General features: G+C 71.4%; 11 protein-coding genes and 1 pseudogene. 5 read left to right on the forward strand and 7 right to left on the reverse strand.

Going from position 1 to position 26,933, the window contains the following annotated elements; all coding sequences use genetic code 11:
* Position 1 precedes the first annotated feature (1 nt).
* The 5 genes from ACFWW8_RS22690 to ACFWW8_RS22710 all read right to left on the reverse strand — a co-directional run bounded on the left by ACFWW8_RS22690 (position 2) and on the right by ACFWW8_RS22710 (position 18,587).
* Positions 2-2,920 carry a beta-ketoacyl synthase N-terminal-like domain-containing protein gene (locus ACFWW8_RS22690; protein WP_386530756.1) on the reverse strand — a complete coding sequence of 973 codons (2,919 nt, stop codon included), beginning with the start codon at positions 2,918-2,920 and terminating at the stop codon, positions 2-4.
* Complete coding sequence (locus ACFWW8_RS22695) at positions 2,917-4,239, reverse strand: MFS transporter (RefSeq protein WP_386530757.1); 1,323 nt, start codon at positions 4,237-4,239, stop codon at positions 2,917-2,919. The genes ACFWW8_RS22690 and ACFWW8_RS22695 overlap by 4 nt, the downstream gene beginning before the upstream one ends.
* Positions 4,236-15,278: a D-alanine--poly(phosphoribitol) ligase subunit DltA gene (gene dltA, locus ACFWW8_RS22700; RefSeq protein ID WP_386530758.1), complete on the reverse strand. Its 11,043-nt coding sequence runs from the start codon at positions 15,276-15,278 to the stop codon at positions 4,236-4,238. The genes ACFWW8_RS22695 and dltA overlap by 4 nt, the downstream gene beginning before the upstream one ends.
* A 184-nt stretch (positions 15,279-15,462) precedes the next feature.
* A complete protein-coding gene (locus ACFWW8_RS22705) occupies positions 15,463-16,545 on the reverse strand; it encodes an amidinotransferase (RefSeq protein WP_386530759.1) in 1,083 nt (360 codons plus the stop codon).
* A gap of 284 nt (positions 16,546-16,829) precedes the next feature.
* Positions 16,830-18,587: a non-ribosomal peptide synthetase gene (locus tag ACFWW8_RS22710; protein WP_386530760.1), complete on the reverse strand. Its 1,758-nt coding sequence runs from the start codon at positions 18,585-18,587 to the stop codon at positions 16,830-16,832.
* Between the two features lie 542 nt (positions 18,588-19,129).
* On the opposite strand from ACFWW8_RS22710, the gene ACFWW8_RS22715 reads away from it, so the two are divergent.
* Complete coding sequence (locus tag ACFWW8_RS22715; RefSeq protein WP_386530761.1) at positions 19,130-19,882, forward strand: thioesterase II family protein; 753 nt, start codon at positions 19,130-19,132, stop codon at positions 19,880-19,882.
* A gap of 628 nt (positions 19,883-20,510) precedes the next feature.
* Positions 20,511-21,491 carry a GNAT family N-acetyltransferase gene (locus ACFWW8_RS22720; RefSeq protein ID WP_386530762.1) on the forward strand — a complete coding sequence of 327 codons (981 nt, stop codon included), beginning with the start codon at positions 20,511-20,513 and terminating at the stop codon, positions 21,489-21,491.
* 390 nt (positions 21,492-21,881) lie between these two features.
* Here ACFWW8_RS22720 and ACFWW8_RS22725 read toward each other — a convergent pair whose 3' ends face one another.
* Positions 21,882-22,853: a LysR family transcriptional regulator gene (locus ACFWW8_RS22725; RefSeq protein WP_386530769.1), complete on the reverse strand. Its 972-nt coding sequence runs from the start codon at positions 22,851-22,853 to the stop codon at positions 21,882-21,884.
* 39 nt (positions 22,854-22,892) lie between these two features.
* On the opposite strand from ACFWW8_RS22725, the gene ACFWW8_RS22730 reads away from it, so the two are divergent.
* The 3 genes and pseudogenes from ACFWW8_RS22730 to ACFWW8_RS22740 all read left to right on the forward strand — a co-directional run.
* On the forward strand, positions 22,893-23,786 hold the full coding sequence (locus tag ACFWW8_RS22730) for a serine hydrolase (protein WP_386530770.1): 894 nt from the start codon (positions 22,893-22,895) through the stop codon (positions 23,784-23,786).
* An 83-nt stretch (positions 23,787-23,869) separates the two neighbouring features.
* Positions 23,870-24,877: an MBL fold metallo-hydrolase gene (locus ACFWW8_RS22735; RefSeq protein WP_386530763.1), complete on the forward strand. Its 1,008-nt coding sequence runs from the start codon at positions 23,870-23,872 to the stop codon at positions 24,875-24,877.
* 18 nt (positions 24,878-24,895) lie between these two features.
* Positions 24,896-25,027, forward strand: a pseudogene (locus tag ACFWW8_RS22740) (IS5/IS1182 family transposase); the annotation flags it as partial.
* A gap of 596 nt (positions 25,028-25,623) precedes the next feature.
* On the opposite strand, the gene ACFWW8_RS22745 reads toward ACFWW8_RS22740, so the two are convergent.
* Entirely contained in the window at positions 25,624-26,919 is a 1,296-nt protein-coding gene (locus ACFWW8_RS22745; protein ID WP_386530771.1) for an alpha/beta hydrolase family protein, read from the reverse strand.
* Positions 26,920-26,933 lie beyond the last annotated feature (14 nt).

Raw genomic sequence — 26,933 nt, forward strand, 5'->3', positions numbered from 1 at the left:
CTCAGTGCTCCGTGCGCGTGAGGGCGGTCGGGGAGACGAGTTCGGGGGCCGCCAGGTAGCCGGCGAGATCGGCCGGCGACCACACGGCGTTGTGGTTGACGGCCTCGGCCACGGCCGGGTCGTCGTCCAGCGGGAAGCGGTGCAGGCGCAGGGGCAACCCGGTCTCGGGCCTGTCGGCGAGCCTGCCGGCCAGGCTGGCCACCCATACGTCGCGCGGGTCGAGGTCGGCGACCATCCGGTACCAGTCCGCGTCGGCCAGCGACTCGGGGTGGTGGCCGGCGGTGTGCAGTCCGGCGAGCATGCCGCGGGAGCTGCACACCAGATTGGGAACGGCGTTGACGAAGCGGCAGCCGGGCTCGCCCGTGGGTCGTGCTTCCCCCGTCACGACGCGTGCGACGACGTCGCCGGGCAGGGCCTGGAAGAGTTCGTCGCCGGTCATGTCGAAGCTGCGCGGGTAGTGGCCGGTCATGAGGATGGCCTTGGTCCAGCTCCAGATCGCGTCGCCGGCGTTGATCCGGCGGCTGGTGCGGTCGCCGAAGACGTTCGGGATCCGCAGGACGACAGCGGACAGGCCGAGCTCGCCGGCGTGGCGGAAGTGGTGCTCGGCGAGGGCCTTGGACCGGCCGTAGCCGTCGGATTCCGGCGGGAGCGCGGTCACCGGCCCGGCGGTGATCTCACTGCCGGGCGCGTACGCGGCGGTGGAGAAGACGGCGGTGGTGGACAGGTAGGTGAGGGCCTTGCGTCGCGTGGTGGCGGCGAACTCGACGATGCCGGCCGCGCTGTCGGTGTTGACGGCGGCGAGGCCCGCGTACGGATAGACGTGGTTGACGGCGGCCGCACTGTGGATCACCCAGGCGACCCGGTCCGCGAGGGTGTCGTACACCGGGCCGTCGAGGCCGAGGCGCGGACGGGTGATATCGCCGGCGACGCAGGTGACGAGGCGCTCCCGGGCGGGGTCCCAGCCGGTGATCGACCGCAGCTGTTCCACGACGGCGGCGCGGCGCTCCTCGCCTCCGCGCAGTACGCACACGACCTGCCGTCCGGCGGCCAGGAGGTCCGCCAGGACGTGGGCGCCGACGAAGCCCGTCGCACCGGTCAGCAGAACGGGGCCGTCCGGGTCTGCGACGGCGTCGGCGAGGGTCAGCCCGGCGTGGCGGTCGGCGATCGCACGGATGGCCTCGGCGTCCGCGCCGTCGGCGTCGGCGTCGTCCGCCCCGGCGTCGTCCGCGCTGTCGCCGCGGTCCCCGGTGGCCGCGGCGGGTCCGGCCGCGCCCGCGGCCGCACCGGCGGCAGCTGCGGCATCGAGCCGGGCGCGGACGTGGGCCGCGGTGGGACGCGCCGTGAACTCCTCGACGGAGAGTTCCACGCCGGTGAGGCGGTCGATCTCGTCGAGGAGGTGGAGCAGCCCGAACGAGTCCCCGCCGAGCGCGAAGAAGTCCTCGTCCAGCGCGGTCACGGGTTCCGCGGTGTGCTGCGAGAACAGCTCGAACAGCACCGTGTCGGCGACCGGCGCCGCCGTAGCCGCGGAGTCGGCATCGGCCTGCACCCCCGCCCCGGCCTCGTCTCCGCTGCTCTCGGGGTGGACGACGGCCTCGTACGGAATCCGGCCCGGGATGCGGACCACGGGACGCGGGGTGCGGCGGTCGGCCTCGTCGGCGCCGATCAGGCTGCGGGCGTCCTGGAGCAGCACGTGGGCGTTGGTGCCTCCCACGCCGAGGGAGGAGACACCGGCGATGAGCGGGGCGTCGGCGTCCCGCCCGGCGCGCAGGTCCACGGCGGTGCGGGCGATGCTCAGCGAGCCGTCGGACCAGTCGTGGGCGGTGGTCGGGGCGGTGAGATTGATCTGCGGCGGCAGGGTGGCGTGCGTCAGGATCAACGCGGTCTTGATCAGGCCGAACAGGCCGGCGGCGACGTCGCAGTGACCGATGTTCGCCTTCACGGAGCCGAGGTGGCGGCCACCGGGTCCGGGTGTGCCGTACGCCTTGGCCAGGGCGCGCAGTTCGATGGGGTCGCCGACCCGGGTCCCGGTGCCGTGGGCCTCGAGGTAGGAGACCAGGGCCGGTTCGAGCTCGGCGTTGTCGAGGGCGGTGGTGACGCAGTCGAGCTGTCCGTCGATGCTGGGGGCGACGAAGCCGACCTTGCGGTCCCCGTCGTTGTTGACGGCGCTGCCCAGGACGACGGCGTGGACGGGGTCGCCGTCGGCCAGGGCGTCCTCGAGGCGCTTGAGGAGGATCACGGCGGCGCCGTTGCCGGGGACAGTGCCGTTGGCGTCGTCCGCGAAGGGCCGGCAGTAGCCGTCGGCCGAGTAGATGCCGCCCTCGCGCACCTCGTAGCCGGTCTCGCCCGGCGAGTGGATGCTCGCGGCGGCGACCAGGGCGCGGTCGCACTGGAAGGCATTGAGGGCCTGGATCGCCTGGTTGAGGGCGACCAGCGAGGAGGAGCAGCCGGTGCCGATGTGGAGTGCGGGGCCGGTCAGGCCGAGCCGGTAGGCGATCCGGGTGGCCAGGTAGTCGCCCTGGGTGCCTTCCAGGATCTGGCTGACGTTGCGGGCCCACAGGTCGGGGCGGTGGAGCAGGATCTCCTCGAAGAACGACGACGGGCTGCACGAGGAGAAGACACCGGTCACGGAGTCCTGGCCGGAGCCGGCCGTGCGCAGGCATTCCCAGGCGAGTTCGAGGAGCAGCCGGTGCTGCGGGTCGGTGAGGCCGGCTTCGTACTCGGAGATCCCGAAGGGTTCGGCGGCGAACCAGTTGGCGTCGGCGATGTGGGAGGTGAGGTTGACGCGGCCCCCGGTGACGGGACCGCGCGTGAACACGTCCCGGCCGTCAATCAGCAGCTGCCAGAAGCCCTCGGCGGTGTCGATGCCGGTCGGCAGTTTGAGGTGCATGCCGACGATGGCGATGCGGTCGTCGAAGGTCATCGTCCCTCCACCGGGTCGAAGGCGGGTGCGTCGGTGGCCGTGGCGGCGCGGCGGCGGCGGTCGGCCTTGACGAAGGGCAGGTGGACGAGGATCTTGCAGCTCATTCCGACGACGAAGACGACGACCGCGGCCTGCAGGGAGTGGTCGAAGAGCAGGCCGAAGAGGGCGAAGCCGAGCATCCGTCCGAGGGCGTTGAACATCATGACCAGGCTCTGGCCCTTGCCGAGCATCTCGCTGGGGACGTTCGTGTGCATGAAGCTCACGAAGTACGTGCCGTAGACGCCGAAGGCGAGGAAGAGGAGGAAGCAGCCGAGGGTGAGGACGCCCAGGCGCAGCGGTGCCTTGTCGGTCATGAGGTCCACGGCGGGGCCGACGAGCAGGATCAGGAAGACGGCGGCGCCGACGACCATCGCGCCCATGCTGACGGCCAGGCTGGTGGAGGTGCCCCAGCGTTTGGTGTGGGGCACGACCAGCAGCGAGAGGATGCCGGCGCCGGCGCAGACGGCTTCCAGGTAGCCGTACTCGACGGATCCGGCCCGGAAGACCTGCGTGATGACGTACGGCAGGCCCACCGTGATGAAGGGGTACATGAACAGGTGGGTGGTGAACCCGTTGGCCATCAGGGAGGTCAGCCGGGTGTCCGCGGTGATCAGCTTGCGGAACATGCCCAGTTCCTCGCGGGCGACGGCGCGCAGGCCCTGAGCGCCGCCGTCGGGCGCCTTGGCCTGGGTGTAGGCGACTCCGCGCTGGCACAGGAAGCCCGCGGCGAACAGGGCGGCGGTGCTGATCGCCGTGGCCGTGAACCCCGCGGTGGAGTAGAGCAGGACACCCACGACGGGGCCGATCATGCGGACGGAGTCGCCGATGCCGAAGAGCAGGTTGTTGGTGTCCAGGATGTCCTTCTCGTCGATGACATCGGGGACGATGCTGGAGAAGCTGGTGGTGACGAAGGCCTCGCAGACGGAGAAGCAGAAGACGGTGGCGTAGACGAGTGCGACGGTGGCGTCGGTGTCGAGGAGCCAGGCCCCCAGCAGGAACGCCACAGCGACGAGCACGCGCAGCGCGTCGCACACCAGGATGATGTTCTTGCGGTTGAAGCGGTCACAGACGACGCCGGTGACCAGGCTCAGCGCGAAGAAGGGGATGGTGCCGACCAGCAGGGCGAGACCGAGGTCGGTGGCTCGGCCGGTGAGGTCGAGCAGGTATACGGCCATCGCGGCGTTGAAGCCGAAGGTGGCGAGCCGGCTGGCCGAGGAGCCCAGCACCAGCCGGGCCACGGGGCCCGACCTCATGGCCTTGAAGGCTTCGAAGGTCTTCACTTCCCACTTCCTGTCTCGCGTCGGGCCCTGCGCTTGCGGGCCAGTCGTTCCCGAGCGGACGGCTCGGCCGGTGCCGTGTCCCGTTCGGTCCGGTTCCGTTTGTGGACGTGCCGTGCCTGGAGGTCGACGGACGTCTTCTCGTAGAGGTCGATCAGCTCGAAGCAGCCGGGGAACCGCTCGTTCAAGAGGGTGAGCAGCCGGAGCATCGTCAGGGAGGTGCCGCCGTGGTCGAAGAAGCCGCGGTGGTCGTCGAGCGGGGTGCCGGGCAGAACGGTCCGCCACAGCTCCCGGACGTCGGCACGGGGCCCGACGGCGTCGGCGTCCGTCTCGGGGGCGCGTACGGGTTCGGGCGCGGCCCAGGACCGGTCGGCCAGGGCCCTGAAGTCGGCCTTGCCGTTGGGCGTGAGGGGGATCTCCCGGCAGAACCGCAGCTGATGGCCGCGCATGTAGCCGGGCAGGGACTCGCGCACGCGCTGGGCGACGGTTCGGGCGATCTCCGCCTCCGTGACGGCGCCCTCCTGGAGGAGGGCGTAGAGGATCACGCCGGTGCGCTCGGGGTTGGCGGTGACGCGGAGGTCCTCGATGCCGGGGATGCCGGTGAGCAGGGCGGTGTACTCGCCCGGTTCGACGCGGAAGCCGGAGATCTTCATCATGGCGCCGGCGCGTTCGACGAAGCGGAGGCCGTGGACGCCGTCGCGCAGGACGATGTCGCCGGTCGGATATGCGGCGACGGTCGCTCCACCGACGTACCCGTCGAACAGCTGCGGCCCGCGAACGATGAGTTCGCCGCGCCCTTCGACGGGAACGGTGGCGCCGAACCGGGATCTGACCTCGCACACGACCTCGCTCATGGGCGCGCCGAGGGTGGAGGGCGGGGTGTTGGGGCGGAGTTCGCCGACGAGGCTGACGGGACCGTTCTCGGTGGGGCCGTAGACGTTGAACAGGCGGGGTCCTGCGGGGAAATGGCGGAACCAGGTCTGCGCGGCGCTGGTCGGGTAGTCCTCGCCGCCCACTGCGCAGACGCGGACGTCACGCAGCCGGTCGAAGTCCTCGTCGCTCATGGAGGCGACGAGGAAGGCCCAGTAGGAGGTGGGCAGCGGCAGGTGGGTGATCCGTTCGCGGGCGACGAAGCCGGCGAACGCGGCGGGGTCGGCGCGCTCCTCGGGCGGGAGTACGGCGAGCCGGTTGCCGACGAGGACGGACAGGCCGAGTTCCTCGATGAACACGTCGTAGGCGGGGTTGCCGCACTGGGCGATGACGGCGTCGGTGCCGCCGTACGCGGCGTTGATGCCGTCGACGTACGCGTCCAGCGAGGTGGTGCCGAGTCGGACGCCCTTGGGGCGGCCGGTGGAGCCGGAGGTGAACATGATGTGGGAGGGCGCCGCCGGCCCGCCGGGGCAGGGCGGCGGAACGGGGAGCCCGGCCGGGTCGTCCCCGGTGGTGAGCGCCGGGTACGGGGCCGGGACCGCCGCCGGGTCGTCGGCGACGACCGCGTCGGCGTCGACGGTCTCGAGGATCTCGCGGATACGCTCGGGCGGGTTGGAGGTGTCCAGCGGCACGTGGACGGCGCCCATGCGGGAGCAGGTCAGCAGGGTGACGACATGGTCCAGGACCTGGCCGGACAGGCAGGCCACAAGTGACTTGCGGCCGATGCCACGGGCGGCGAGGAGGGCCGCGAGCGAGTCGACGCGGTCGTGGAGCTCGCCTGCGGTCAGGCGGGTGTCCCGTTCGGTGTAGGCGAGTTCGCCGGTACGGCCGTCCCACGCCGAGCGGAAACGTTCGTACGCGCCGCGGCGGACGGGGGCCCGGTCGGGCGCGGTGCCGGCCGTGATGCGGCCGGCCCGCGTGGTGAACGTGCCGAGCGGGCGGTCCGGGTCGGCCAGGCCCCACCGCAGCCACTCCTCGAGGTGGTCGGCCAGGGCGAGGACCGTGGACTCGGCGAGGAGGCCGGGGTCGTACTCCCAGAACAGGTGCAGCGTTCCATCGATGATCTTGGCGTCGACGATGAGGTCGAGCTTCGCGGGTCCGCTCGGGAGCAGGAACCGGTCGGCCCGAACCTCGCCGAACCGGAGGCTCTCGCCGCCCTCGTCGTTGAAGGACAGCATGATCTGGTAGAGCGGGTTCCGGCTGCCGTCGCGGTGCGGGGCACAGGCGTTGAGGACGTCCTCGATGCGGAAGTTGGTGCGGCCGAGGGCGGCCGTGGCCGTGGCACGGTTGGCGTGGAGGAGATCCGTGAAGGTGGCGTCGGGCCCGCTGACGCGGGTACGCAGCGGGAGGGTCTCCATGAAGAGGCCGATGGTGTCGTGGTGGCGGGTGTCACCGCGGTTGGCCGTAGGGACGCCGATGACGACGTCGTCCTCGTGGCTCATGTTGCACACGGCCAGGGCCAGGGCGGTGTGGACCGCGTGGAAGGGGGTCACGCCCCAGGTCCGGCACGCCTCCGTGAGGGTTGCGGTGTCGGTCCCGTCGATGACCCGGTGAAAGGTCTTGGCCGGGTTCTCGCGGTCGCTCCGGCCGCCTTCCCGGGTGGGCAGGTTGTGGCCGGCGGGTGCCCCGGTGAGGAGGTCGATCCACCACGAGGTGTCCTGGGCGGAGTCCTGCCGGGTGAGGGCGGCGGCGTGGTGCCCGAAGTGGACGGGGCTCGGTGCGTCGCCGGGCGCGGTTCCCAGGGCGAGTTCCGCGTAGCGGGCCGCGAGGTCCTCCAGGAGGATCCGCTCCGACCACCCGTCGAAGACGACGTGGTGGACGATCATCTGGAGGAGGGCCGATCCGTCGGGCAGTGGGTGGCAGACCGCGTGGAACAGGGGGCCGCCGAAGATGTCGACCGCCTCCCGGCGGGCCTCTCCCAGGTGCCGGGTGGCCTCGGTCTCGTCGGCGCAGGGGTGCGGCTCGGCGATGTGGTCGGCGGCCGTCCCGCTCCCCGGGCGCAGGACCAGGCGCTCGCCCTCCTCCACCACCCGCGAGGTGAGCACGGGGTGCCGGTCGAGAACGGCCTCCAGCGCCCGGTGCAGCAGGGCGAGGTCGATTCCCCGGCCGAGCCGGAAGCAGATCGGGTTGACGTAGTCGGCGCCGGTACCGAGCTTCTCCAGCAGGTACAGACGGCTTTGGGCGGGGGTCAGCTCGAACTCGTGCGGGACGTCGCTCCCGTCGGGAACGGGGAACGGGTCCGCGGCCCGGTCCGGGCCTGCGGCGGCCAGCAGCTCGGCCTGGTGGGCGAGGGTGGTCTCGCGGTAGAGCGCCTCCAGGGTGAGGCTGGTGCCGAAATCCTCGTTCATGCGGCGCAGCAGGACCGTGGTGGACAGGGAGTTGCCGCCCAGGGAGAAGAACGACACATCGGTGGGCAGGGGTTCGAACGTGCCGAGGACTCCCTGCCAGACCTCTTCCAGTCGACGGGCGATGGAACCGGACCCGGAACCGGCCGCGGCGGGGGCCACGGCGGCCATCGGGGTGGCGGCCGCGTCGCGGTGGAGCCCGTCGAGGTCGACCTTGCCGTTCGGGGTGAGCGGCAGCTCGGGCAGCAGGCGCAGCGTGTCGGGCACCATGTGGGCGGGCAGCCGCCTGCGCAGGGTGTCGCGCAGCGCCGCCTGGGTGACGGTGGTGCGCGGGAGGGAGTCGTCCGTCACGACGTAGGCGCGCAGGCTGCGGCCGTCGGGTGAGACGGCACAGACGCAGTCGGTGACGCCGTCGACGTCCCCGATCGCCTTCTCGATCTCGGGCAGGCTCACCCGGAACCCGCGGATCTTGATTTCCCGCGTGGTGCGGCCGTGGTAACGCAAGTCGTCGCCGGTGAGCGAGGCGAGGTCACCGCTGTGGTAGCCGATCACGCCGTCGAGGGCGGCGACCGGGCGGAATGCCGCCGCGGTCTGTTCAGGGTCGAGGTAACCGCGGGCCAGGCTCTCGCCGAGAATGACGATCTCGCCCCGCTGATCGGGGACGCACAGGCTGCCGCGGGTCACGACGGCGATCGTGGTGTTGCAGATCGGGGTGCCGATGCGGACCGAGCCCTGCGCGAGGTCGGTGGCGGTGACGCGGTGGACGACGCAGCCGACGGTGGCCTCGGTCGGGCCGTACTCGTTGTACAGGCTTCCGTTCGGGAAGGCCCGGTACCAGGGGGCGGCTACGCCGGCCTTGAGGTCCTCGCCGCCGATGACGAAGGTGTGGCGGTCGGCGCGGACCTCTTGCGTGACGCCGAGGTTGGCAAGGGCCACGAGGTGGGACGGGGTCAGCTTGAACAGACGCGGGCCGCCGGCGCCGGAGCCGAGCTCGCGGACGAGTCCGGGCAGTTCGTCGCCCTCCGCGACGATCCGCAGGGTCAGCCCGGCGGAGAGCGCGAAGAGGGTGGTGGTAACGGTGGCGTCGAAGGAGAGCGGGCCGACGACCACCGCTTCCTCGGGACCGTGTTCCAGGTAGGTGCCGGCGCTGTGGGCCAGGTAGTTGGTGACCGCGCGGTGGGTGACGGCCACGCCCTTGGGGCGGCCCGTGGAGCCCGAGGTGAAGATCACGTAGCAGAGGTCGGTGCCTGCGGGATGGTGCGCGGGCGGGGTGAGGCCCGGACCGGGTGCGGGGAACTCCGAGCGGGTCACGGTGCGGACCGGGTAGCTGTCGTGGTCGCCGTCCTCGACGCATGCGAAGCGGATGTCGTACGCGCCGAGCAGGTCCGCCGCGTTGCGGCGCAGGTGCTCGGAGTCCATGGGAACGTAGGCCGCCCCGAGCTTGTTGACGGCGAGTACGGCGACCAGCGATTCCGCGGACCGGGTGAGCATGAGGGCGACCAGGTCGCCGGGACGCACTCCGCGCTCGTGCAGGAGTGCGGCCAGGGCGTCGGCGCGGGCGTCGAGGGTGCGCTGGTCCCAGGTGTCGCCCTGCGGGGTGCGGACCGCGGGGCGGTCGCCGTGGGCGGCGACGACGCGGGAGTGGGCCTCCAGCCAGGTGGTGTCGGTCAGGGGCACCGTCGGCCCGGTGAGCAGGGCGACGCCGCTGCCTTCGCCGGAGGGGACGCAGAGGCCGGCTGCGCCGGTGAATTGATGGGTGACGGGCGCGAGGTGCGGACTCCCGGCGGTGGCGCGCAGGAAGGGCTCGAACAGGTCGGCCATCCGGGCGATGCGCTCGGCGGAGAACAGCGCGCTGGCGTACTCCCAGTGGACGTGCAGGCAGCCGTCGACGATCTTCGCGTTGAGGGTGAGGTCGAACTTGGACTCCACGGTCGCGGCCTTGACGGACCGGCCGTGCCCGGTGTGGAAGGGGAACGTCTCGCTGCCCTCCGGCTGAAGGGCCAGCATGATCTGAAAGACCGGGTTGGCCCCGAGCAGGCGGGGCGGGTTCAGCTCCTGCACCACCTGGTCGAAGGGCACCGCCATGTGGGCGACCGCGTCGTGGAAGAACTCCTTGGCGCGGACGACGGCCGTCTCGACGGGGCTGTTCCAGTCCAGCTCGTGGCGGAAGGCCACCGTGTTGACGTACATGCCGATCGCGCGGCCGTCGTCCTGCGTCTCGCGGCAGTCCACCGGGGAGCCGATGACGATGTCGTCCTCGCCGGAGAGGAAGGAGACGAACAGCGCGACCAGCGTGTTGAGGGCGACGAACGTGGTGGTGCGCCGGCTCCGGGCCAGCTCTGTGACCAGTGCGGTGGTCTCGGAGCCCAGCACGGTGTGCAGGGCGGCGCCGTCCTTCGCGGTCAGACGTTCGGGGCGCTCACCGTCGAACGGAAGGGCGTGCAGGACCGGGGCGCCGGACAGGTGCCGCACCCAGAAGGCGGTGCTTTCGGCGGTGGGCCGCTGCGCGGTGGAGAGGTGGCGCAGGAATCCCTCGCCGTCCTCGTCCCACTGCGGCGCCAGGCCCGCCAGGCGCGCCTCGTACGCGCTGCGGAGGTCCCCGATGAACAGTTCCTCGGACGTGCCGTCGAAGATGGCGTGGTGGATGGCCATCGCGAGGAAGTGGCGGTCGGCCGCCGCGGTGATCAGGGCCGCGTCGAGGAGGGGACCGGTCTCCAGGTCGAAGGGCCGGTTGAGGCGGTCGTGCAGGATCCGCTCGGCGCCGGCCAGGTCCAGGCCGGGCAGCTCCAGCCGGGCGAGGGCGTAGTCCTCGGTCGCCCGGGTCCGCAGGACCACGGTCCTGTCCGCCGGGTGGAAGCGGGAGCGCAGGACGCGGTGGTGGTCGACGACGTCGACGAAAGCGGTGGTCAGGATGTCGGCGGACAGCGGGCCGGAGAGTTCCAGCAGGGTCAGCGAGTTGTAGAGGGTGGACGGGCCGGTGGCCTGGGCCATGGTCCAGAAGCGCTGTTGGAGGGGCGAGATCGGTACGGTGTCCAGCGGCGCCCGGCGGGCCCCGGAGCCGTCGGGTCCGGCAGCCGGGGACGCGGCAGGGGCCGTACCGGCAGCCGTAGCCGCACCTTCACCGACGAGGGCGGCGAACTCGCGGAGCACGGGCCGGTCGAAGACCGTCTTCACCCGCAGGTCGACGCTGAACGCCTGGTTGACGGCGTGCACGTACCTCGTCGCCAGGAGGGAGTGCCCGCCGATGGCGAAGAAGTCGCTCTCCCGGTCGATCGGGGTTCCGGGGTCGAGCAGCCCGCGCAGGATCTCCGCGAGGCGGCGCTCGGTGTCGTCGGCGAGCTCTCCGAGGGCGTCGCCCTCGGTGCGGCGCGGTACGAGAGCGAGCAGGGCACGCTGGTCGATCTTGCCCGTCTTGTTGAGCGGGAAGGCCGGCACCTCGACGATGCGGTCGGGGCACATGTGGCGGGGCAGCGCGTCGGTGAGCGCGGCCGCGACCCGGTCCACCCAGTCCGTGCCGTGTGGATCGGCCGGCGGAGTGTGGACGAGCGGGCGGACGCGGGCGGAGCGGTCGTGGGGGGTGCCCAGGAGCCGGCTGTCAGCCAGCCCGGAGGCGCCGTCCCGGAACAGGGCTACGTCGAGACGGCTCAGCCGACCGTGCTCGTCGCGGGCGTAGTGGGCACTGGCGTGCAGCCCGTCGGCCGCGGCCGCGGCGAGGAGCTCGTCCAGGTCGCTCCGGTCGGAGGTCCGCGCGACCGGCCGTGCGGCCGCTCCTCCGACGCCGGAGACGATGGCGTGCAGGTTCTCGCAGTACGCGGCGGTGCGGTCGTTGCGGACACCCCGTACCACAGCCATGTCCGCAATGCCGTCGGCCAGCTCGCCCCGGAGCCGGTCGAGATCGGCGGGGCCGCCCGCGCGGACGGCCGGGCCGGCGGCCGGACGGGCCAGGGCCCGGGCGTCCTTGGTGAGCACGACGTCGTAGCGGAAGTCGAGGAGTTCACTGGAGTGCCGGGTGACGCGCGGCAGGACGCTGACGCCGGCCACGTCCTTCCTCGTACGGGCGTATTCCTCCCAGTAGAGGTCGGACAGCAGCAGCTCACCGGTCCGCTCGGAGTGGGCACGGGCGAGGCGCAGACGTTCGATGGCGGGGCGCGGCTCGGGCAGGGCGGCGTCGCGAGCGTCTACCAGGGAGAGACTGAACTCGTCCAGCAGGTCGGTGTTGCGGATGTCGCCGACGAAGACATGGCGGACGGTGTCGATGGCGAGGACCTTGTCCAGCACCGATTCCAGGTAGGCCGTGTCCGGGAAGTACTGCACGACCGAGTTGATGATCACGGTGTCGACGCCGGCGGCACGGACGCGGTCCGCGTACCGGTCGATCTCGGCCGCCTCGCACTCGAAGAAGCTGAGGTCGCCGGTGTCGATCAGGCGGGCGTTGGCCTGGTTCGCCTCGATGATCGAGGGCGAGAAGTCGCAGGCGAGGTAGGAGCGCACGGAGCGGCTGAGCGGGTAGGCGATGATGCCGAGGCCGCACCCGATCTCCAGCACGTTGACCGGGCCCAGCGCCGATATCCGGCTCAGGGTGGAGTCGAGCCAGGCACGCATCTCCGCCTCGGGGATGCGCTCTCCGGTGTAGGAGCTGATCCAGCCGGAGGTGTTGAACTCGATGTCTCCGGTGACCCGCTCGCTGTACGCGTAGTCGTAGAACTCGCGCCACTGGTCGACGGTCGCCGTCGCGGCTTCGGCGCTCGGCTCTTCGGGCCGGTCCTCGGACTCCGCGGTGTGCGCCCGCTGGACGAAGCCGACGAGGGAGCGCGGCTCGTCGGGGCCACCGGTCACCAGCACCATGCCGCGGGCGACGCCGGGCACGGCCTCCAGCGCGGCGTTGATCTCGCCGAGTTCGACGCGGTGGCCGCGGATCTTGACCTGGCCGTCGCGGCGGCCGAGGAAGACGACCTGGCCGTCGTTGCGCTGCCGGACCTGGTCGCCCGTACGGTAGCCGCGGGTGGTGCCGGCCGTGAAGAAGGGCCCGGGCTCGTCGAGGGGACGACCGAGGTAGCCGGCCGCTACCTGCGGGCCGCGCAGGACCAGCTCGCCGGCGGCGCCGAAGGGCACCGGCCTGCCGCGTTCGTCCTCGATGGTGAACTCCGTGCCGGGAAGCGGCCGGCCGATCGCGAACACGCGCCGCTCGTCCCGGTCGGCGAAGTCGGCGACGAAGACGCCGACGGTCGTCTCGGACGGGCCGTAGTGGTTGAACACCCGTACGTCCGACGGGACGGTCCGCAGGGTGCGGACGAGGCTGCGCGAGGCGGCTTCCCCGCCGAGGATCAGCGTCGTCCGTGGCAGCAGCTCCGCGATCGGATGCGTCTGCAGGAGCGCTTCGAGGTGGCCGGGGGTGATCTTCAGGACGTCGATGGCGCGGTCACGGAGGAAGGCGCGCATGGCGGTGCCGTCCAGGATGTCGTCCCGGGTCGCTATCTCCAGCCGCCCGCCGGTGGCGAGCGCGCCGAACAGCACGGTGTTACCGAAGTCGGTGGCGGGGCTGGAGTGCCAGGCGTGGCCGTCGCGGGCGCGCAGCCCGAGCCGGGGGACGACGCCGCCGAGGTAGGCGGCAAGGTTCCCGTAGGTGACGCGGACGCCCTTGGGCCGTCCGGTGGAGCCCGAGGTGAACACGTGGTACAGGTCCCGGTCGGCCGGCACCTCGACCGTCTTCGGCCGGGGGCCGTCCGGGTCGGGAAGGGTGCGGACGTCGAGGACGTCGATGCCGTACGCGGCAGCCTGGGCGCCGAGGCTGGGCAGTTCCTCGGCCACCAGCAGGCAGGCAGGGCGGCTTGTCTCCAGGACGGCGGCCCGGCGCGGTGCGGCGTCGTCCCGGTCCACGACGACGTAAGTGGCGCCGATGGACAGGATGCCGACGACGGTGCGCACCAGCTCCAGGGAGCGTTCCATGGCGAGGGCGAAGACCGCGTCCCGGCCGTGGCGGGCCAGGAGCACGGCCCCGATGCGGCGGCCCTCTTCGAGGAGTTCGGCGTACGTGTCCTGCCGGCGGCCGTCGGACACGGCGATCCGGTCGGGTTCGGCGGCGGCGACGGCGGCGACCCGGCGCAGCACGTCGACGGCGGCGGGGCCGCCGGTGCGGGCGATGGCGCGCCGCTGCCGCGGAGTCCCGGCGTCCGGCGCCGGACGGTGGTCGGCGGATGTCGGTGCGCCGGCGGCGAGGGCCGTGAGGTCGGCCACCGGGCGGTCCGGGTGCTCGGTGACCTCGGCCAGCAGGGCGGTGAACCAGTCCGCCCAGCGCTCGATGGTGGCGCGGTCGAAGAGACCGTCGTGGAAGACCCACTCGATCTCCCGGGTCTCGCCGTCGCCGTCGCCGTGAACGAAGATCTCCAGGTCGAAGCGGCTGTGGCGGTGGGCCTCGGGGAGCTCCTGGGTGACGGCCCGGCCGAAAACCGGCCTGGACACCCGGTTGTTCTGCAGGACCAGCACGATCTGGAAGACGGGTGTGGTGTGGTCGTCCCTGCCCTCCACCAGCCGCTCGACGACCCTTTCGAACGGTGCCTGCTGGAACGTGTAGCCGAACTCGATCTCGTCCTTCTTGACGGAGAGGACCTCCCGGAAGGTGGCCTCGGCGGGGACCGCGCCGCGGACCGAGATCATGTTCACGAAGAAGCCGATGGTGCCGTGGATGTCCCGCTGCTCACGGTTGGCGATCGGGCTGCCGACTACCGTCTCCTCCTGGCCGCTGATCCGGGCGAGGAGGATGCCGAGGAGCGCGTGCAGGCCGGCGAACTCGGTTGCGTCGTCCGCCAGGCAGACCTTGCGGAAAGCGGCGTACGCCTCCGTGTCCAGGCCGCGGCGCACCACGTCCGCGCGGCGCTGGGCCGCCGGGTCGGGCGTGAAGTCCGCGGGCAGGGCGTGGCGCCGAGGCGCCCCGTCGAGGCGCCGCTCCCACTGGCCGACGAGGCTGTCGAGGACGTCTCCGGTCAGCGTGGTGCGCTGCCAGCGGGCGTAGTCGTGGTAGGCACGGTGGGCGCGCGCCGGGGAGTCGGGGCCCGGCTCGGGGTTCTCGTAGTACGCCGCCAGGCGGTCGAGGATGAGCGAGATCGACCAGCCGTCGCAGGCGATGTGATGGATGTTGAGGACGACGTGGTGCAGGTCCCCGGGGCCGGTGACGATCCGACAGCGGACCGGGATCTCGTTGCGCAGGTCGAACTGGTGGTCCGCCTCGACCTGTTCGAGGGCGCGGGCCTGACGCAGGGCGTCCTCTGGCGTGTCCGCGTGGTCCAGGGCGATCCACGGGTCCGCGTCCAGGAGTTCCTGGCGGACGGTGTCGTCCTGGGGGCGGAAGACGGTGCGCAGCGCGTCGTTGTCGGCGACGACGCCGCGCAGGGCTTCGGCGAACCGGTCGGGGTCGAACGGGCCGCGGACCTCGAGGACGGTGACCGAGTTGTACTCCTCGGACCGCTCGGCGATCTCGTGGACCAGCCAGAGGCGTTCCTGCTGGTGGCTCGGCGGTACCGGGTCGGCGTTCGGCGGCGCGCCGTCCCCCGCGGTTTCGGCGACGGGGATGCTCTGGGTTCGGGGCAGCAGGTGCGCGATGATCTCCGCCTTGTTCTCGCGGACGTACGCGCGTTCCTCCGGCGTGAGCACCTCGCCGCCGGTCGACCGCAGTCGGCCGTCCCCGAGGAAGAAGCGGACTCCGCGGCTCGCCGCGTCCCGAAGGAAGGTGAGCGGCCGGTCCTGCGGTGCGTTGCCCTGATCCACTGCCATTCCCATCCCCTGATCGCTGTTCTCCGCCCGGTGCGCGCGGGGCGCTCGTGGCGCCGCCGGCGCACACCGGGCCGCCCGCCCCTGTGCAGGGCGGGCAGGACGGCGCGGCCGGACCGTGGTCTGCGGTCCGGCCGGGTCCGCCCGTTGTCAACGTCGTACGCCGTAGACCGGCGTTACGCCCTTCTCAGCCGAGGTAGCGTCCGCCCGAGCCCTGGCGGCGGACGTCCAGGGTGGCGCAGTGGAACGATCCGCCGAAGGTGTAGACGTGGCGGAAGTCGACCGGCACGCAGTCGAAGCCCCATGCGGTCAGCGCCTCGATCATGGGCTGCTCCTGCCGCTCCACGACCACGGTGCGTTCGTCGAGGGACAGGACGTTCATGCTGAGCCAGGGGCTGCAGAAGTACATGGGCCAGGTCGACGGCAGCACGGGCTTGGGAGCCTCGAGTATCTCCCAGTCCTTGAACAGGGGGTGAGGGATGTAGCGCTCGGGGTGGACGAGGAGCTTGCCGGGTGCGAGCGGCACGATCGAGGCGTCGATGTGCATGGCGTGCGGGTCGTCGACCGGAACCTCGTGGATGCGGAATTCGGGACCGAGCGCCCGCCTCATCCAATTGATTCCGAATTCGTTGGTGACATGGCTGCGCTGCACGATGATGTCATGTCCGAAGCGCATGAAATCGGCCGCATCGAATACCGGCTCGAATTCGGAAATCGCATACCCCTGCTCGGTCTCGGCGTCGAAATCTCCGTCGAAGAGTTCGTCGGTGAGCTGGGGGCGGGGGGCGGCGAGCCAGCCGGCGCCGCGCCGGAAGTACGACTTGATCAGGCCGCGGAAGGCGTCCACCTCGTGAGTGCGGCAGCGCCAGGACATGGGCGCCTCGACGATGGTGTCGCCGACGACGATCAGCAGGTCGCGGGGCATGCCCCCGGACATGCCGCCCGGGCTCTGCCACTGCGGCGCGGCGAAGCCGCGCCCGTAGTCGACGTCGTCGGGACGGACGACGTTGATTCCACGCGCCTCGAGCGTGGCCGCGAGGCCGTCCAGCTCGGCGTCCGCAGCGGCCAGGTGGTCGGCGGGAAAGGGCATGCCTCCCGACTCCTGGAAGGCCCGGACGCCCTCCTCGGGCATCGTGGCGAGCATGGAGTCCTGCCAGGCCGGGAAGACCCCACCGGCGAGGCGGCCGACGACGACCTCCTCCAGCGGATCCCACTCGGTGAAGGAACTGACCACAGGCGTGGTGGCGGGCTTTGCGTCGTGAGCGTGCACAGAAATGACCGATCCCCCGATTCCGGAATTTTCACATCGGCGCGGCAAGAGACCCGCGGAAGATTGCAATCGCCGCTTCATTCGGCGGCACGAAAGTAATCTATCCAACATGGGCGCCACCGCAAGATTTTGATTGAGATTTTTCACATCGATATCGCCCGAGCCTCGGACAACTCGAATCGGGGCGCCGGGGGAGACCCCGCGGACCCTGAATTCACCTCGGTGAAACCGCATCATGGCGGTGTGCCGTTCGTACGGAACGGCCGAACTCGCGCGAAGACTGGTTACCAGTCCGTGACGGCGGCCGCGTGACTCGCCTCGGACGCCGCCAGCGCGGCTCTCTCCGCGTCGATCGCGGCGGCCATGTCACGCAGGAGGCGCAGCTCCATCACGCTCTTCATGGAGAGTTCGAGCTCGAAGGTCCTCTTGATGGCCCCGGCGAGTGCGACGGCGTGCATGCTGTTGCCGCCGAGTGCGAAGAGGTTGGAGCGGGCGTGCACGTCCGCGGAGCCGAGGATCTCCCGCCACAGGCCGGCGAGGAGGTGTTCGGTCTCGCCGCGCAGATCCTCGGCCTGTTCGGCTTCGGGGGCCGGCACGGAGGCCAGCAGGACCGCGCGGTCGACCTTCCCGTTCTCGTTGAGGGGGAACTCCTCTACGAGGTGGACCGCCTGAGGCACGGCCTGGGCGGGCAGGGCCGAGCGGATGCCCTGGAGCAGGCTGTTGGGATCCGGCGCGGTGCCCTGCACGGGTTCGACGAAGGCGAGGAGTCCGGCGCCGTCGTCGTGGCGCCGGCGGACGGCGACGACCGCCCGTCGGACCCCGGGATCCCGTTCCAGGGCGGCTTCCACCTCTGCGGGTTCGATGCGCACCCCGCTGATCTTGACCTGGTCGTCCAGTCGGCCGAGGAAGTCGAGGAGGCCGTCGTCGCCCATGCGCACCTTGTCGCCGGTGCGGTAAACGCGTTCGACGCCCGCTCCCTCGGGGGCCGGGACGAACCGGCGCGCCGTCAGTTCCTCGTCCACGTAACCGAGGGCCAGACAGACGCCGCCGATCAGCAGTTCGCCCGCGGTGCCGCGGGGAACGATCCGGTGGTCCTCGTCGACGACGCACAGGGTCACGCCCGGAATGGGTGCGCCGATGGGCGGCGACGTACGGTCGGGCTCGCCGAGAAGCGCGGAGGTCACGTTGATCGTGGCCTCGGCCGGTCCGTAGACGTTGTGCACCCTCGTGGTGACATCGGAGCCCGGCCAGGTACGCAGCCGGTCGCCACCGATCAGGAGGTCGCGCAGCCGCAGGCCGTCGGGCCAGGATCCGCCGAGCAGGGGTTCGGCCATCGGGGTGGCGAGGACGCTCACGTCGACGCGCGCGTCGCGGAACCAGTCCACGAGCGCGTCGGTCGAGTAGCGGACGGAGTCGGGGGCGACAGCGAGCGTCGCACCATATGCCAAACCGCCCCACAGGTCTCCGAGATGAGGATCGAAGGGGGCCGCCATGAGCAGGGCCATGCGGTCGCCGGGGCCGAGGCCGCTGAGGTCGTGGTACCAGCGCACGAGGTTCGCCAGGGAGTCGGCGCCGACGGCCACGGCCTTCGGCTTACCCGTGGAACCGGAGGTGAGGACGGCGTAGAAGGTGCCAGACGGCGCGGAAGCCGCTCCTGGGGCAGGGGGCACGAGTTCGGCGAGGACGCACGGCACGGCGTTCGCGCCGACGGCCGGCACGGGAAGATCGAGGGTCGAACCGGTGCCGGGCAGGATCTCGGGCGCGCCGACCACCGCGCGGATCCGCACGTCCGCCAGCAGGCCGGCCAGCCGGTCCTCCGCCGGTCTGGGTCCGAGTGGCAGGTACACCGCCCCGAGTCGAGCCAAGGCCACGGCGATGGTGACCAGAGCGGCGGACCGGTCGAGGCAGACGGCGACGATGTCACCAGTGGCGACCTGGTCGCGCAGCCGGTCGGCCACCGCGTCCGCGATCTCGTCGATCTCCCGATAGGTGAAGGTGTGCGTGCCGTCCTCGACGGCGGTCGCGTCCGGGGTCTCGCTCACCCAGTGGAGGTACCGCGCAACAACGTCCTCCCCCAACACCGACGGCGAAAACAAACCCTTGTGGGCGATGCTCGGCACCTCGGTCATGCTCATCCCTCTCGCACTGGGCACGCCTGGCCGGATCACGGCTGGCGCGCCTCGAAAGCCCCCGGCCCGACCGTTCGGTCGGGCACATTTCGCCGCAGGACGAGGGGGAACGGAGAGCTCCCGCCCGAAGACGGGATTGACGCTTCACGGTGGCGCTCCGTGCGCGACCGGCCCCCGCCGTCCGGGGCCGGGTCGAACGGCCGGACGGCTTCACTGTCCTGCGCCTTGCCTGGCGCTAGATCTTCACAGCAAAACACCCGATGGAGCAGAAGCCGCCTACCCCGGCGGCTCGGCGCCCAGTAGATACGCTCCATCGAGTGCCGTCAAGTAACTTTGAACTGGGACGTTTCCCGAGGTCCAGCCGGTGCGACCAGCCGGTTTAGCCTCTCGCTCGCCCCGCGCGACGCACTGCTTTTCGGACATTTTCTGCCTACCGATCACCAAGGGAGCGGCACGTGACAGAGCAGCTTGAGGACAGTCCCTGGATGCGCCGATACCACGACAGCGCGCCGGGCGCGCCGCGTCTGGTGTGCTTCCCGTTCGCGGGTGGCGCGGCTTCGTACTTCTTCGCACTGTCCCAGAGCTTGCGGCCCGCAGTGGAGGTACTCGCTGTGCAGTACCCCGGGAGGCAGGACCGCATCGGCGAAGCGTGCTTGGAGAACGTGCCCGAACTCGCCGCGGGAGTGGCGGAGGCGGTGGCCGGGGCAGCGGACGAACGACCCCTGGTGCTTTTCGGCCACAGCATGGGCGCGTTGGTGGCCTTCGAGACGGCGATCGCGCTGAGCGAGAGGGGCCTGGCGCCGCGCGCACTGCTCGTCTCCGCCAGCCGGAGTCCGTCCGTACCCGCTCGCCGGGACGACGGTTTCACCACGGATGAGGAACTCATATCGGACCTGCGGGAGTTGAACGGAACGGACGAGCAGCTGTTGAGGAATGCGGCGCTCATGGAGGTCATCCTGCCGATGGTGCGCGCTGACTACCGGGCTGTGGCGCGCTACCGGAGCAGCCCGGACGCGCACGTACCCTGCCCGATCACCGTCCTTGCCGGGGACCAGGACCCCTTGGTGGACGAGTCCGAGGCCCTCGCCTGGGGGCGGCACACGGCGAGCGACTTCCGCCTGCGGCTGTTCTCGGGGGGCCACTTCTTTCTGGACGAGCACCGGGATCAACTGCACAAAGAGATAGGCCTGCTGACGACAGGACCCTGAGCCGTCGATGGCACAGTCGTCCATTCTCAGCAGCCTCGCCGTCCGCGGCTCGGTACGTGCGCCCGCGCCTGGACACGATTGCCGATGAGCGCGTCCCTTGTCGGGGTGGGCACCTGCGCAGTGGGGGAGGGGCAGGTGCCCACGGGTGACGACCGGGGCCGCTCCCTGCGCCGGCCGTCGTTTCCAGCGTAGATTCGTCGGGCTGGAGGCGCCGCCGCAAGAGCTTCGCCCCGGGCACCGGATCGGTCCGCCTGCCCCGGCTCCTCCTCCTCCTCCTCCGAGGTCCAGCCGGGGCTGACCGGGGAGTCGTCGCGGTGGGAGTAGCGCTCCCCGCGCGCCCAGCCTTTCATCGGCTCCACGCTCCAGGCAGTTTGGCCAGGTGGGCGCGGTGGATGAGGTCTCCCCCTCGATCGTAAGCGTGTTCGATTCGAGGCGGGAGCCCGCCGCGCCGCTCTGTCCCGCGAACGGCCCGATCATGGCCTCGGCTCTGGACGGCCCCGCCTCTCACGCGCAGGCCGGCGAGCGGTGCGACGCTGGATTCAGGGGTCCACGGCGCGGTGGTTTCCGCACATCGCCATGCGCTGCTGTTCGTGGTGTGATGAAACGGGGCTCCGAGGAGGAGAGAGCGATGACCTCACCAGCAGCGGAGCGGAAGACCGTCGCGGGCGTGGTGTCAGTCCGGCCGTTGACCGAGGCGGACCTGGATCAGGCCGATGAGATCTTCAGGGTCGCCTTCGGGACGTTCCTCGGGGTTCCCGAGCCGAAGACGTTCTTCGAGACCGCCGATTACGTCCGCACACGCTGGGCGGCCGATCCGCAAGCGGCCTTCGCAGCGACGGTCGAGGGCGAACTGGCCGGATCGAACTTCGCCGCCAACTGGGGCAGCGTCGGGTACTTCGGACCGTTGACCGTACGTCCGGACCTGTGGGACCAGGGCGTCGGCAGGCGCCTCATGGATCCGGTCATGGAGTGCTTCGACACCTGGGGAAACCGCCACCTGGGCCTGTTCACCTTCTCGCACAGTCCCAAGCACCTTGAGCTCTACCGCAGATACGGTTTCTGGCCCCGATTCCTCACGGCCATCATGAAGAAGCACGTCGCGGGCAGCTCCGCGGTCCCCGGCCGGGTGATGTACAGCGAGCTGAATGCCGCCGAGCAGCCCGCCTGCCTCAGTGCCTGTCGCGCACTGACCGGGGCCGTGTACGAGGGCCTGGACCTGGAGCGCGAGATCGTCGCCGTGTACACGCAGGGACTCGGTGACACCATCCTGCTCCAGGGCGGCGGCTCCCAGCTCGATGGCCTGGCCGTCTGCCACTGCGGAGCCGGATCGGAGGCCGGCGAGGACGTGTGCTTCGTCAAGTTCGGCACCGTACGCCCTGGCGCGGAAGCCTCCGACCGCTTCGAGCGACTGCTCGACGCATGTGAGCAACTGGCGGCCGAGCGCGGCTTGAGTCAGCTGGACGCCGGGATGAACCTGGGCCGCCCGGATGCCTATCGGCGCATGATCGACCGTGGTTTCCGCACTGGGTTGCAGGGCGTCACGATGCACCGGCCCAACGAGCCCGGTTACAGCCACCCCGACGCCTATGTGATCGACGACTGGCGCTGAGACCAGCCCTCTGGTCGCCCGACCGGCCGGCCGGACAGCCTCGCCGTATGGCCGAGTTTCGCCGAAGAACACGGCCAACCCCACCGCGAAGAAGACCGCGGCCAAGAAGACGACCGAGCGGGCCTTTGCCTGAAACCGGCTTCACTCCCGCGCCACACCTGTTGCACACCGACACGGTCACCGATTCCTCCCGCCGTCCCCGAGGCGGACCTGCATCATGGCCCGCTCGCCGGCGGCACCGTGTTGCTCGGCTTCCGCGCGGCCGGCTTCGAAGGCGGCGACGGCCTGGACGGAGTCCGCTTGTGACCAGCGGATGTCGCCGAGGACGCGACGGTGGCGCCCCGTCCAGCCCAGCGGCCCGTCTCGCGCGGGCGGCCGGTCGGCGCGGCGTCAGCTCCACTCGTCGTACACCACCGACCACGGGCGGGGCGGCCCGTCCGGCGGGCGCGGGCCGTCATCGCGGCGCAGAACTGCCGCCGTACGGTCGCGGGCGAGCACGCCGGCCGCGAGCTCCGCGAAGTGAGGGGCGGCCGGGTGGACGGACCGGCCGGCCGGCCAGGCCCCGGTGGTCCGCTGGATGAGCGGGCGGCCGGCCAGCGGCCGCCAGACGACGCGGGGCTCCTTGCGGGCCACCGGCCCCTGGTCGAAGGCGATGCCGCGGCCCGCGTGGACGAGAGCCAGCAGGAACTCGGGGTTGGAGGCGTGCCGGAGGCGGCCGGGCACGAAGCCCTCGGCGCGGCAGGTGTCGAGGATCCGGTCGTACCAGCCGGAGGCCTGGGCACGGGGGAAGAGCACCAGGTCGTGGCCGGACAGTTCGGCGAGCGCGACCTCGGGGAGCCGGGCCAGCGGTGAGGTACGGGGCAGGACGACGCCGAGTTCCACGCACACCTCCGCGCCGAGGCGGAGTTCGGTGGTGTCCACGGGCTGGTGGATGAGGCCGACGTCGAGCCCACCGGAGGCGAGCAGCCGCAGCTGCTCCTCGGTGGTGATCTCCTGAAGATCGACGGACAGGCCCGGGGAGTGCTCCGCGCAGGCCGAGAGCAGCGTGGAGAGCATGGCGACCGTGGTGTCGGGGGGCACGCCCGCACGCAGGGTGCCCAGGTCGCCGTCCCCGGCGCGGCGGGCCACCGTCCGTAACCGCTCCTCGCGGGCCAGGAGTTCGCGGGCCTCGTCCAGAAGCACCATGCCGGCGGCGGTCAGCCGGACCTGGCGGTGCGATCGGTCGAACAGCTCGGCGCCGAGATCCTTCTCCAGTCTGCGTACCGCCTGGCTGAGGGGTGGCTGGGCCATGCCAAGCTGGTCGGCTGCCCGGCTGAAGTGCAGCTCGTCGGCGACGGCGACGAAGATACGCAGGTGGCGCAAGAGATCCACAGCCAGGGATATTACGTGAGGGGCGAACCGATGGTCGATGAACGGATCCGCGGGGTCTTCGCGGGGGCGGGTGCCGAGGGGTTGCTGCATGCGGTCCCTGTCGGCACGGAGCCGGGCGCCGAGGAGGTGGCGGTCGGCGCGGACGAGCCGGTCGTGATCGCCTCGGTCTTCAAGGTGCTGCTGGTCCTGGAGTTCGCCCGGCAGGTGGCCGCCGGCCAGCTCGACCCCCGGGAGCGGGTGCGGGTGACGGCGGCCGACCGGCTCGGCGGCTGGGGCACGGCAGGCTGTGCGGACGACGTCGAGCTGTCGCTGCGCGATCTGGCGTTCTTCGCGATCTCGGTGAGCGACAACTCGGCAGCGGATCTGCTGCTGGCACGGGTCGGCCTGGACACGGTGCGGCTTCTCGCCGGGGAACTCGGGCTCGGCGGGACCCGGATCGTGGGCGGTCCCCGTGACGTATTGGAGTCGATGCTCGCCGAGGTCGGCGCCCGTGACGAGGCGGAGTTCGCCCTCCGATACCCGGCTCTGCCGGACGATCGCAAAAGACGGCTGAGCGTGCTGGATCCGCTGCGGACCAACGCCAGCACGCCCCGTGAGATCACCCGGCTGCTGCGTCTCGTCTGGCGTGACGAGGCGGGCCCGCCTGAGGCATGCGCCCAGGTACGTGAACTGATGACACGTCAGGCGTTTCGGCACCGGCTGGTGTCGGGGTTTCCCGACGAGGTGACGGTCGCGGCGAAGACCGGAACCCTGCCCGGGCTGCACATGGAGGCGGGGGTCGTCCGATATCCCGACGGCAGGCGCTACGCGGTCTCCGTCTTCGCCCGTACGCGGGAGCTGGCCGCCTCGCGTCCGGCGGTGGACGCCGCGATAGGGGTCGCAGCCCGGATCGCCGTCGATTTTCTTCGGCAAAGAGGCGTCTGACCAGCCCTCATATGTTTCCGCATATGAGGAAGCCAGAGTTTTGATCTTGGACGGCGGGGGCCGCGTCCTGATCTCCTGGCGCCATGAGCGACGACACAGACGCACAGCGCCCGAAGCGGCGCATCCAGGAATTCGGCCGGCGTACAGTGCTGCGCGGCGCCGCTCTCGGCGCGACCGCCCCCCTGCTTTCCACCCCCCACGCCTCCGCCTCCGCCGCAACGACACGCAACGCCCCGGCGGCCGGTTCGGCGTCCTTCCGTTGGCTGGGCACCTCCGGCTGGCGCATCGACGTCGGCGGGCGGACCATACTCTTCGACCCGTACATCACCCGGTTCAAGACAGGCCTGTTCGAAGGGGCCTTCAAGCCAGGTACGAAGCTGAGGTCGGACCCCGAGCTGATACGGGAACACATCGGCCGCCCCGAGATCGTCCTGGTCAGCCACTCCCACTGGGACCACATCGCAGACGTCCCCCACATCGCCAAGTCCACCGGCGCCCGGGTCGTCGGCACCGAGACCACGTTTCATCTGCTGGTCGCCTTCGGCGTCGACCCGGACCAGATCTCGGTGGTGAAGGGCGGCGAGGTGCTGGACTTCGGCGGGCTCACCGTCGAGGTCGTGTCGAGTCTGCACAGCCGCAACAAGCGGCACTCCTATTTCGCCCCGGGCACACTCTGCGCACCGCCCGCAGCGGCGCCGATGACCATCTCAGACCTGCCGGAGGGCGACACGCTCGCCTTCCAGGTAACGGCCGGGAGCGGCGGCCCGTCGGCGTTCCTGATGGGCGCCAGCGACTTCTCCGAGCGGGCCGTGCATGGTCTGCGCCCCGATCTCGCGATGGTCGCGGTGCCGTCCAGTGCCTCCACGTCCCGCTATGTGCCCCGGCTGCTGCGGGCACTGGGCGGGCCCGGCGTCGTCGTGCCCGTCCACTGGGACAACTTCGAGGAACCGCTGCGCGACCCCCCGCGCCGCGACCCGGTGATGGACCTGGACGCGTTCGTCGCCCAGGTCCGCCAGGAGTCCCCGGCGAGCCGGATCGTCGTCCCGGACTACCGCACCACGTACGGCGGAGACATGCGACCGGGGCCCTGACCGGCGTACCCGCCGCAGGTGTCCGTCCGATTAGTGGTCACTGATGCGATGTGGGACCGGATCGAGCCGCTGATGCCGGCCGATCCGGTCCGCGGTCGGCGACGGGCCGCGTGCTGGCATGTCATGGGAGCTGCGAGAACATGCAGGCCGGCACTACGCCGTCGTGTTCCACTACGCCCTGCCCGACGAGCCGCCGCCGACGGCTGACCGGGAGAGCTGTCGGAGTTCGAGCGGATCGTGCTCTTCGGCGTCGCCGGACGTCCCGGGCGTCCGCAGCCGCCCGCGGTCACGGCCGTCTCCGCCCGTGACCGCCCGGTACGCCGGCCGCTCGGCACGTTTCCTGCGCATCATTGGACTCATCCACGCGTTCGGCTGCTCGTAGCCGCTGAGCCGGTCCCAGTTCTCCAGCGCCGCGAAGAAGGCGTCCTGGACGGCGTCCTCCCCGCCGCGGGTGTCCAGCGGTGTCGAGTCGGCAGGGGATGTGGTCGGGTGGGTGCGAACCGGTGGTGATCGCGGTGCTGGCCGCTACGGTCAGAATCGTCCTCCGTGTGGTGGCCTGGCGGCGGGAGGTGGCCCGTGAACGTCAACGGGGCCGGGTGGTGCTCGCCGCGCTGCGCTCGGTGGGGCGCCGCGTTTACCCGTAGCCCGGAATCCCTTCCGTGCGGTCGGGTACGGGCGTACGGACACGTCCTCGCCGGCCCCCCTGCCCGTCGTACGCGGTGCTCTTCACGGACGTGGCCCCGGGTTCAGCCGCAGCAGCCGCAGCCGGGACCCCCCTCGCAGGCTCGCCCGTGGACGGCGAGGTCGCCGTAGGCCGACAGAACGCCGGCCAGGTCGCCGGGCTTGTGCCGCAGGGTGCTGTCCAGGAAGGCGAGAGTGGTCGCGGCGACGACCCGCGGGCTCTCGGTGCGGCCCAAGGAGCCGACCAGCGAGGGCACAGGCGGCAGGTACAGGGGGCTGTCCACGAAGGTGAGGTGTGCGGCGCCGGGGACAGTGAGCCGGTAGCTCGTCGCAGTGCCGAGTTCGAGGACCTCGGTGAGGCGGGGTAGGTAGCGCGGGTCGGTGTCGGGGGTGACGGCCTGGGTGAGCGCGAGCGTCGGCTGGTGCAGGGAGGGGGAGACGGGGCCGTGGGGGTAGCCGTCCAGATCGATGACGGCGTCGAACCGGTGGTCCTGGCGGGCTGCCTGCAGAGCGGCGGCACCACCCATGGAATGACCGGTGACCGCGACCCGACCGGTGTCCAGGCGTCCGGTCAACGGGCCCGTCACCTCACCCCGGTCCAGATCGTCCAGCCGGGTGAGGACGAAGCGGAGGTCGGCGGCCCGAACAGCCGTCCAGCCGACCGCCAGCTCCTCGTCCTCGTCCCGGTCTCCGGTGGAGGCGATCTCGGCATGCACCGTTCGGCCGTCGTCGAGGACGACGGCGGCGGAGTCGTACGGGTGGTCGAGGGCGGCGACCACATAGCCGTGGCTGGCCAGTTCCTCCGCCCAGGCGGTGTTCTGGGTACGCACTCCGCCCGATCCGGGGGAGAACAGCACGACCGGGAACCGTCCGCCCCCACCGGCCACCGGGGCGTCGAAGACCGAACGGGTACGGGCACGCGGGAGGCCGTCGACCAGGAAGCCGGGCAGGCCGACCCCGCGGGCGAGAGCGCCGGAAACGGTGCGCGCCTCCTGCTCCGTGCGTCCCAGGTACTGGGCCCGCTGCGCGCCCGCGGCGCCCTTCTGCGCGGGATACCAGAGCTGCACCACGACCGTGCGCCGGTCGTTCGGATCGGCGGTGAAGCTCTCGGGGCGGCGCGGGTCGGTCCACTGCACCACGCGGGTGCCGACCGCGAAACGACCCGACGGCTCGGGGAACACGGGTACAGGAAAATGCCAGGCGGCCACCGGACCCGCGGCGATCAGGCCCACGCAGGCCACCGACCCCGGCAACGCCGCCCACCATCGGGCCCGCCGTGCCGCGGGGGCGGCTCGCCCCCGCGCGAGCGGGGGGGGGGGGATAAGCAAACCCACGGCACCACCACACACTACCCGCAACAAATGAACACCGACCC

The organism is Streptomyces sp. NPDC058701 (assembly GCF_042715295.1).
In the GTDB taxonomy this organism is placed as follows: Bacteria; Actinomycetota; Actinomycetes; order Streptomycetales; family Streptomycetaceae; genus Streptomyces.

What these genes read in the sequence shown, in the direction of transcription:
- dltA (WP_386530758.1), bottom strand. Translation starts at nt 15,278, where the DNA reads ATGGCAGTGGATCAGGGCAACGCACCGCAGGACCGGCCGCTCACCTTC.
- ACFWW8_RS22720 (WP_386530762.1), top strand. Translation starts at nt 20,511, where the DNA reads ATGACCTCACCAGCAGCGGAGCGGAAGACCGTCGCGGGCGTGGTGTCA.
- ACFWW8_RS22730 (WP_386530770.1), top strand. Translation starts at nt 22,893, where the DNA reads ATGGTCGATGAACGGATCCGCGGGGTCTTCGCGGGGGCGGGTGCCGAG.
- ACFWW8_RS22690 (WP_386530756.1), bottom strand. Translation starts at nt 2,920, where the DNA reads ATGACCTTCGACGACCGCATCGCCATCGTCGGCATGCACCTCAAACTG.
- ACFWW8_RS22735 (WP_386530763.1), top strand. Translation starts at nt 23,870, where the DNA reads ATGAGCGACGACACAGACGCACAGCGCCCGAAGCGGCGCATCCAGGAA.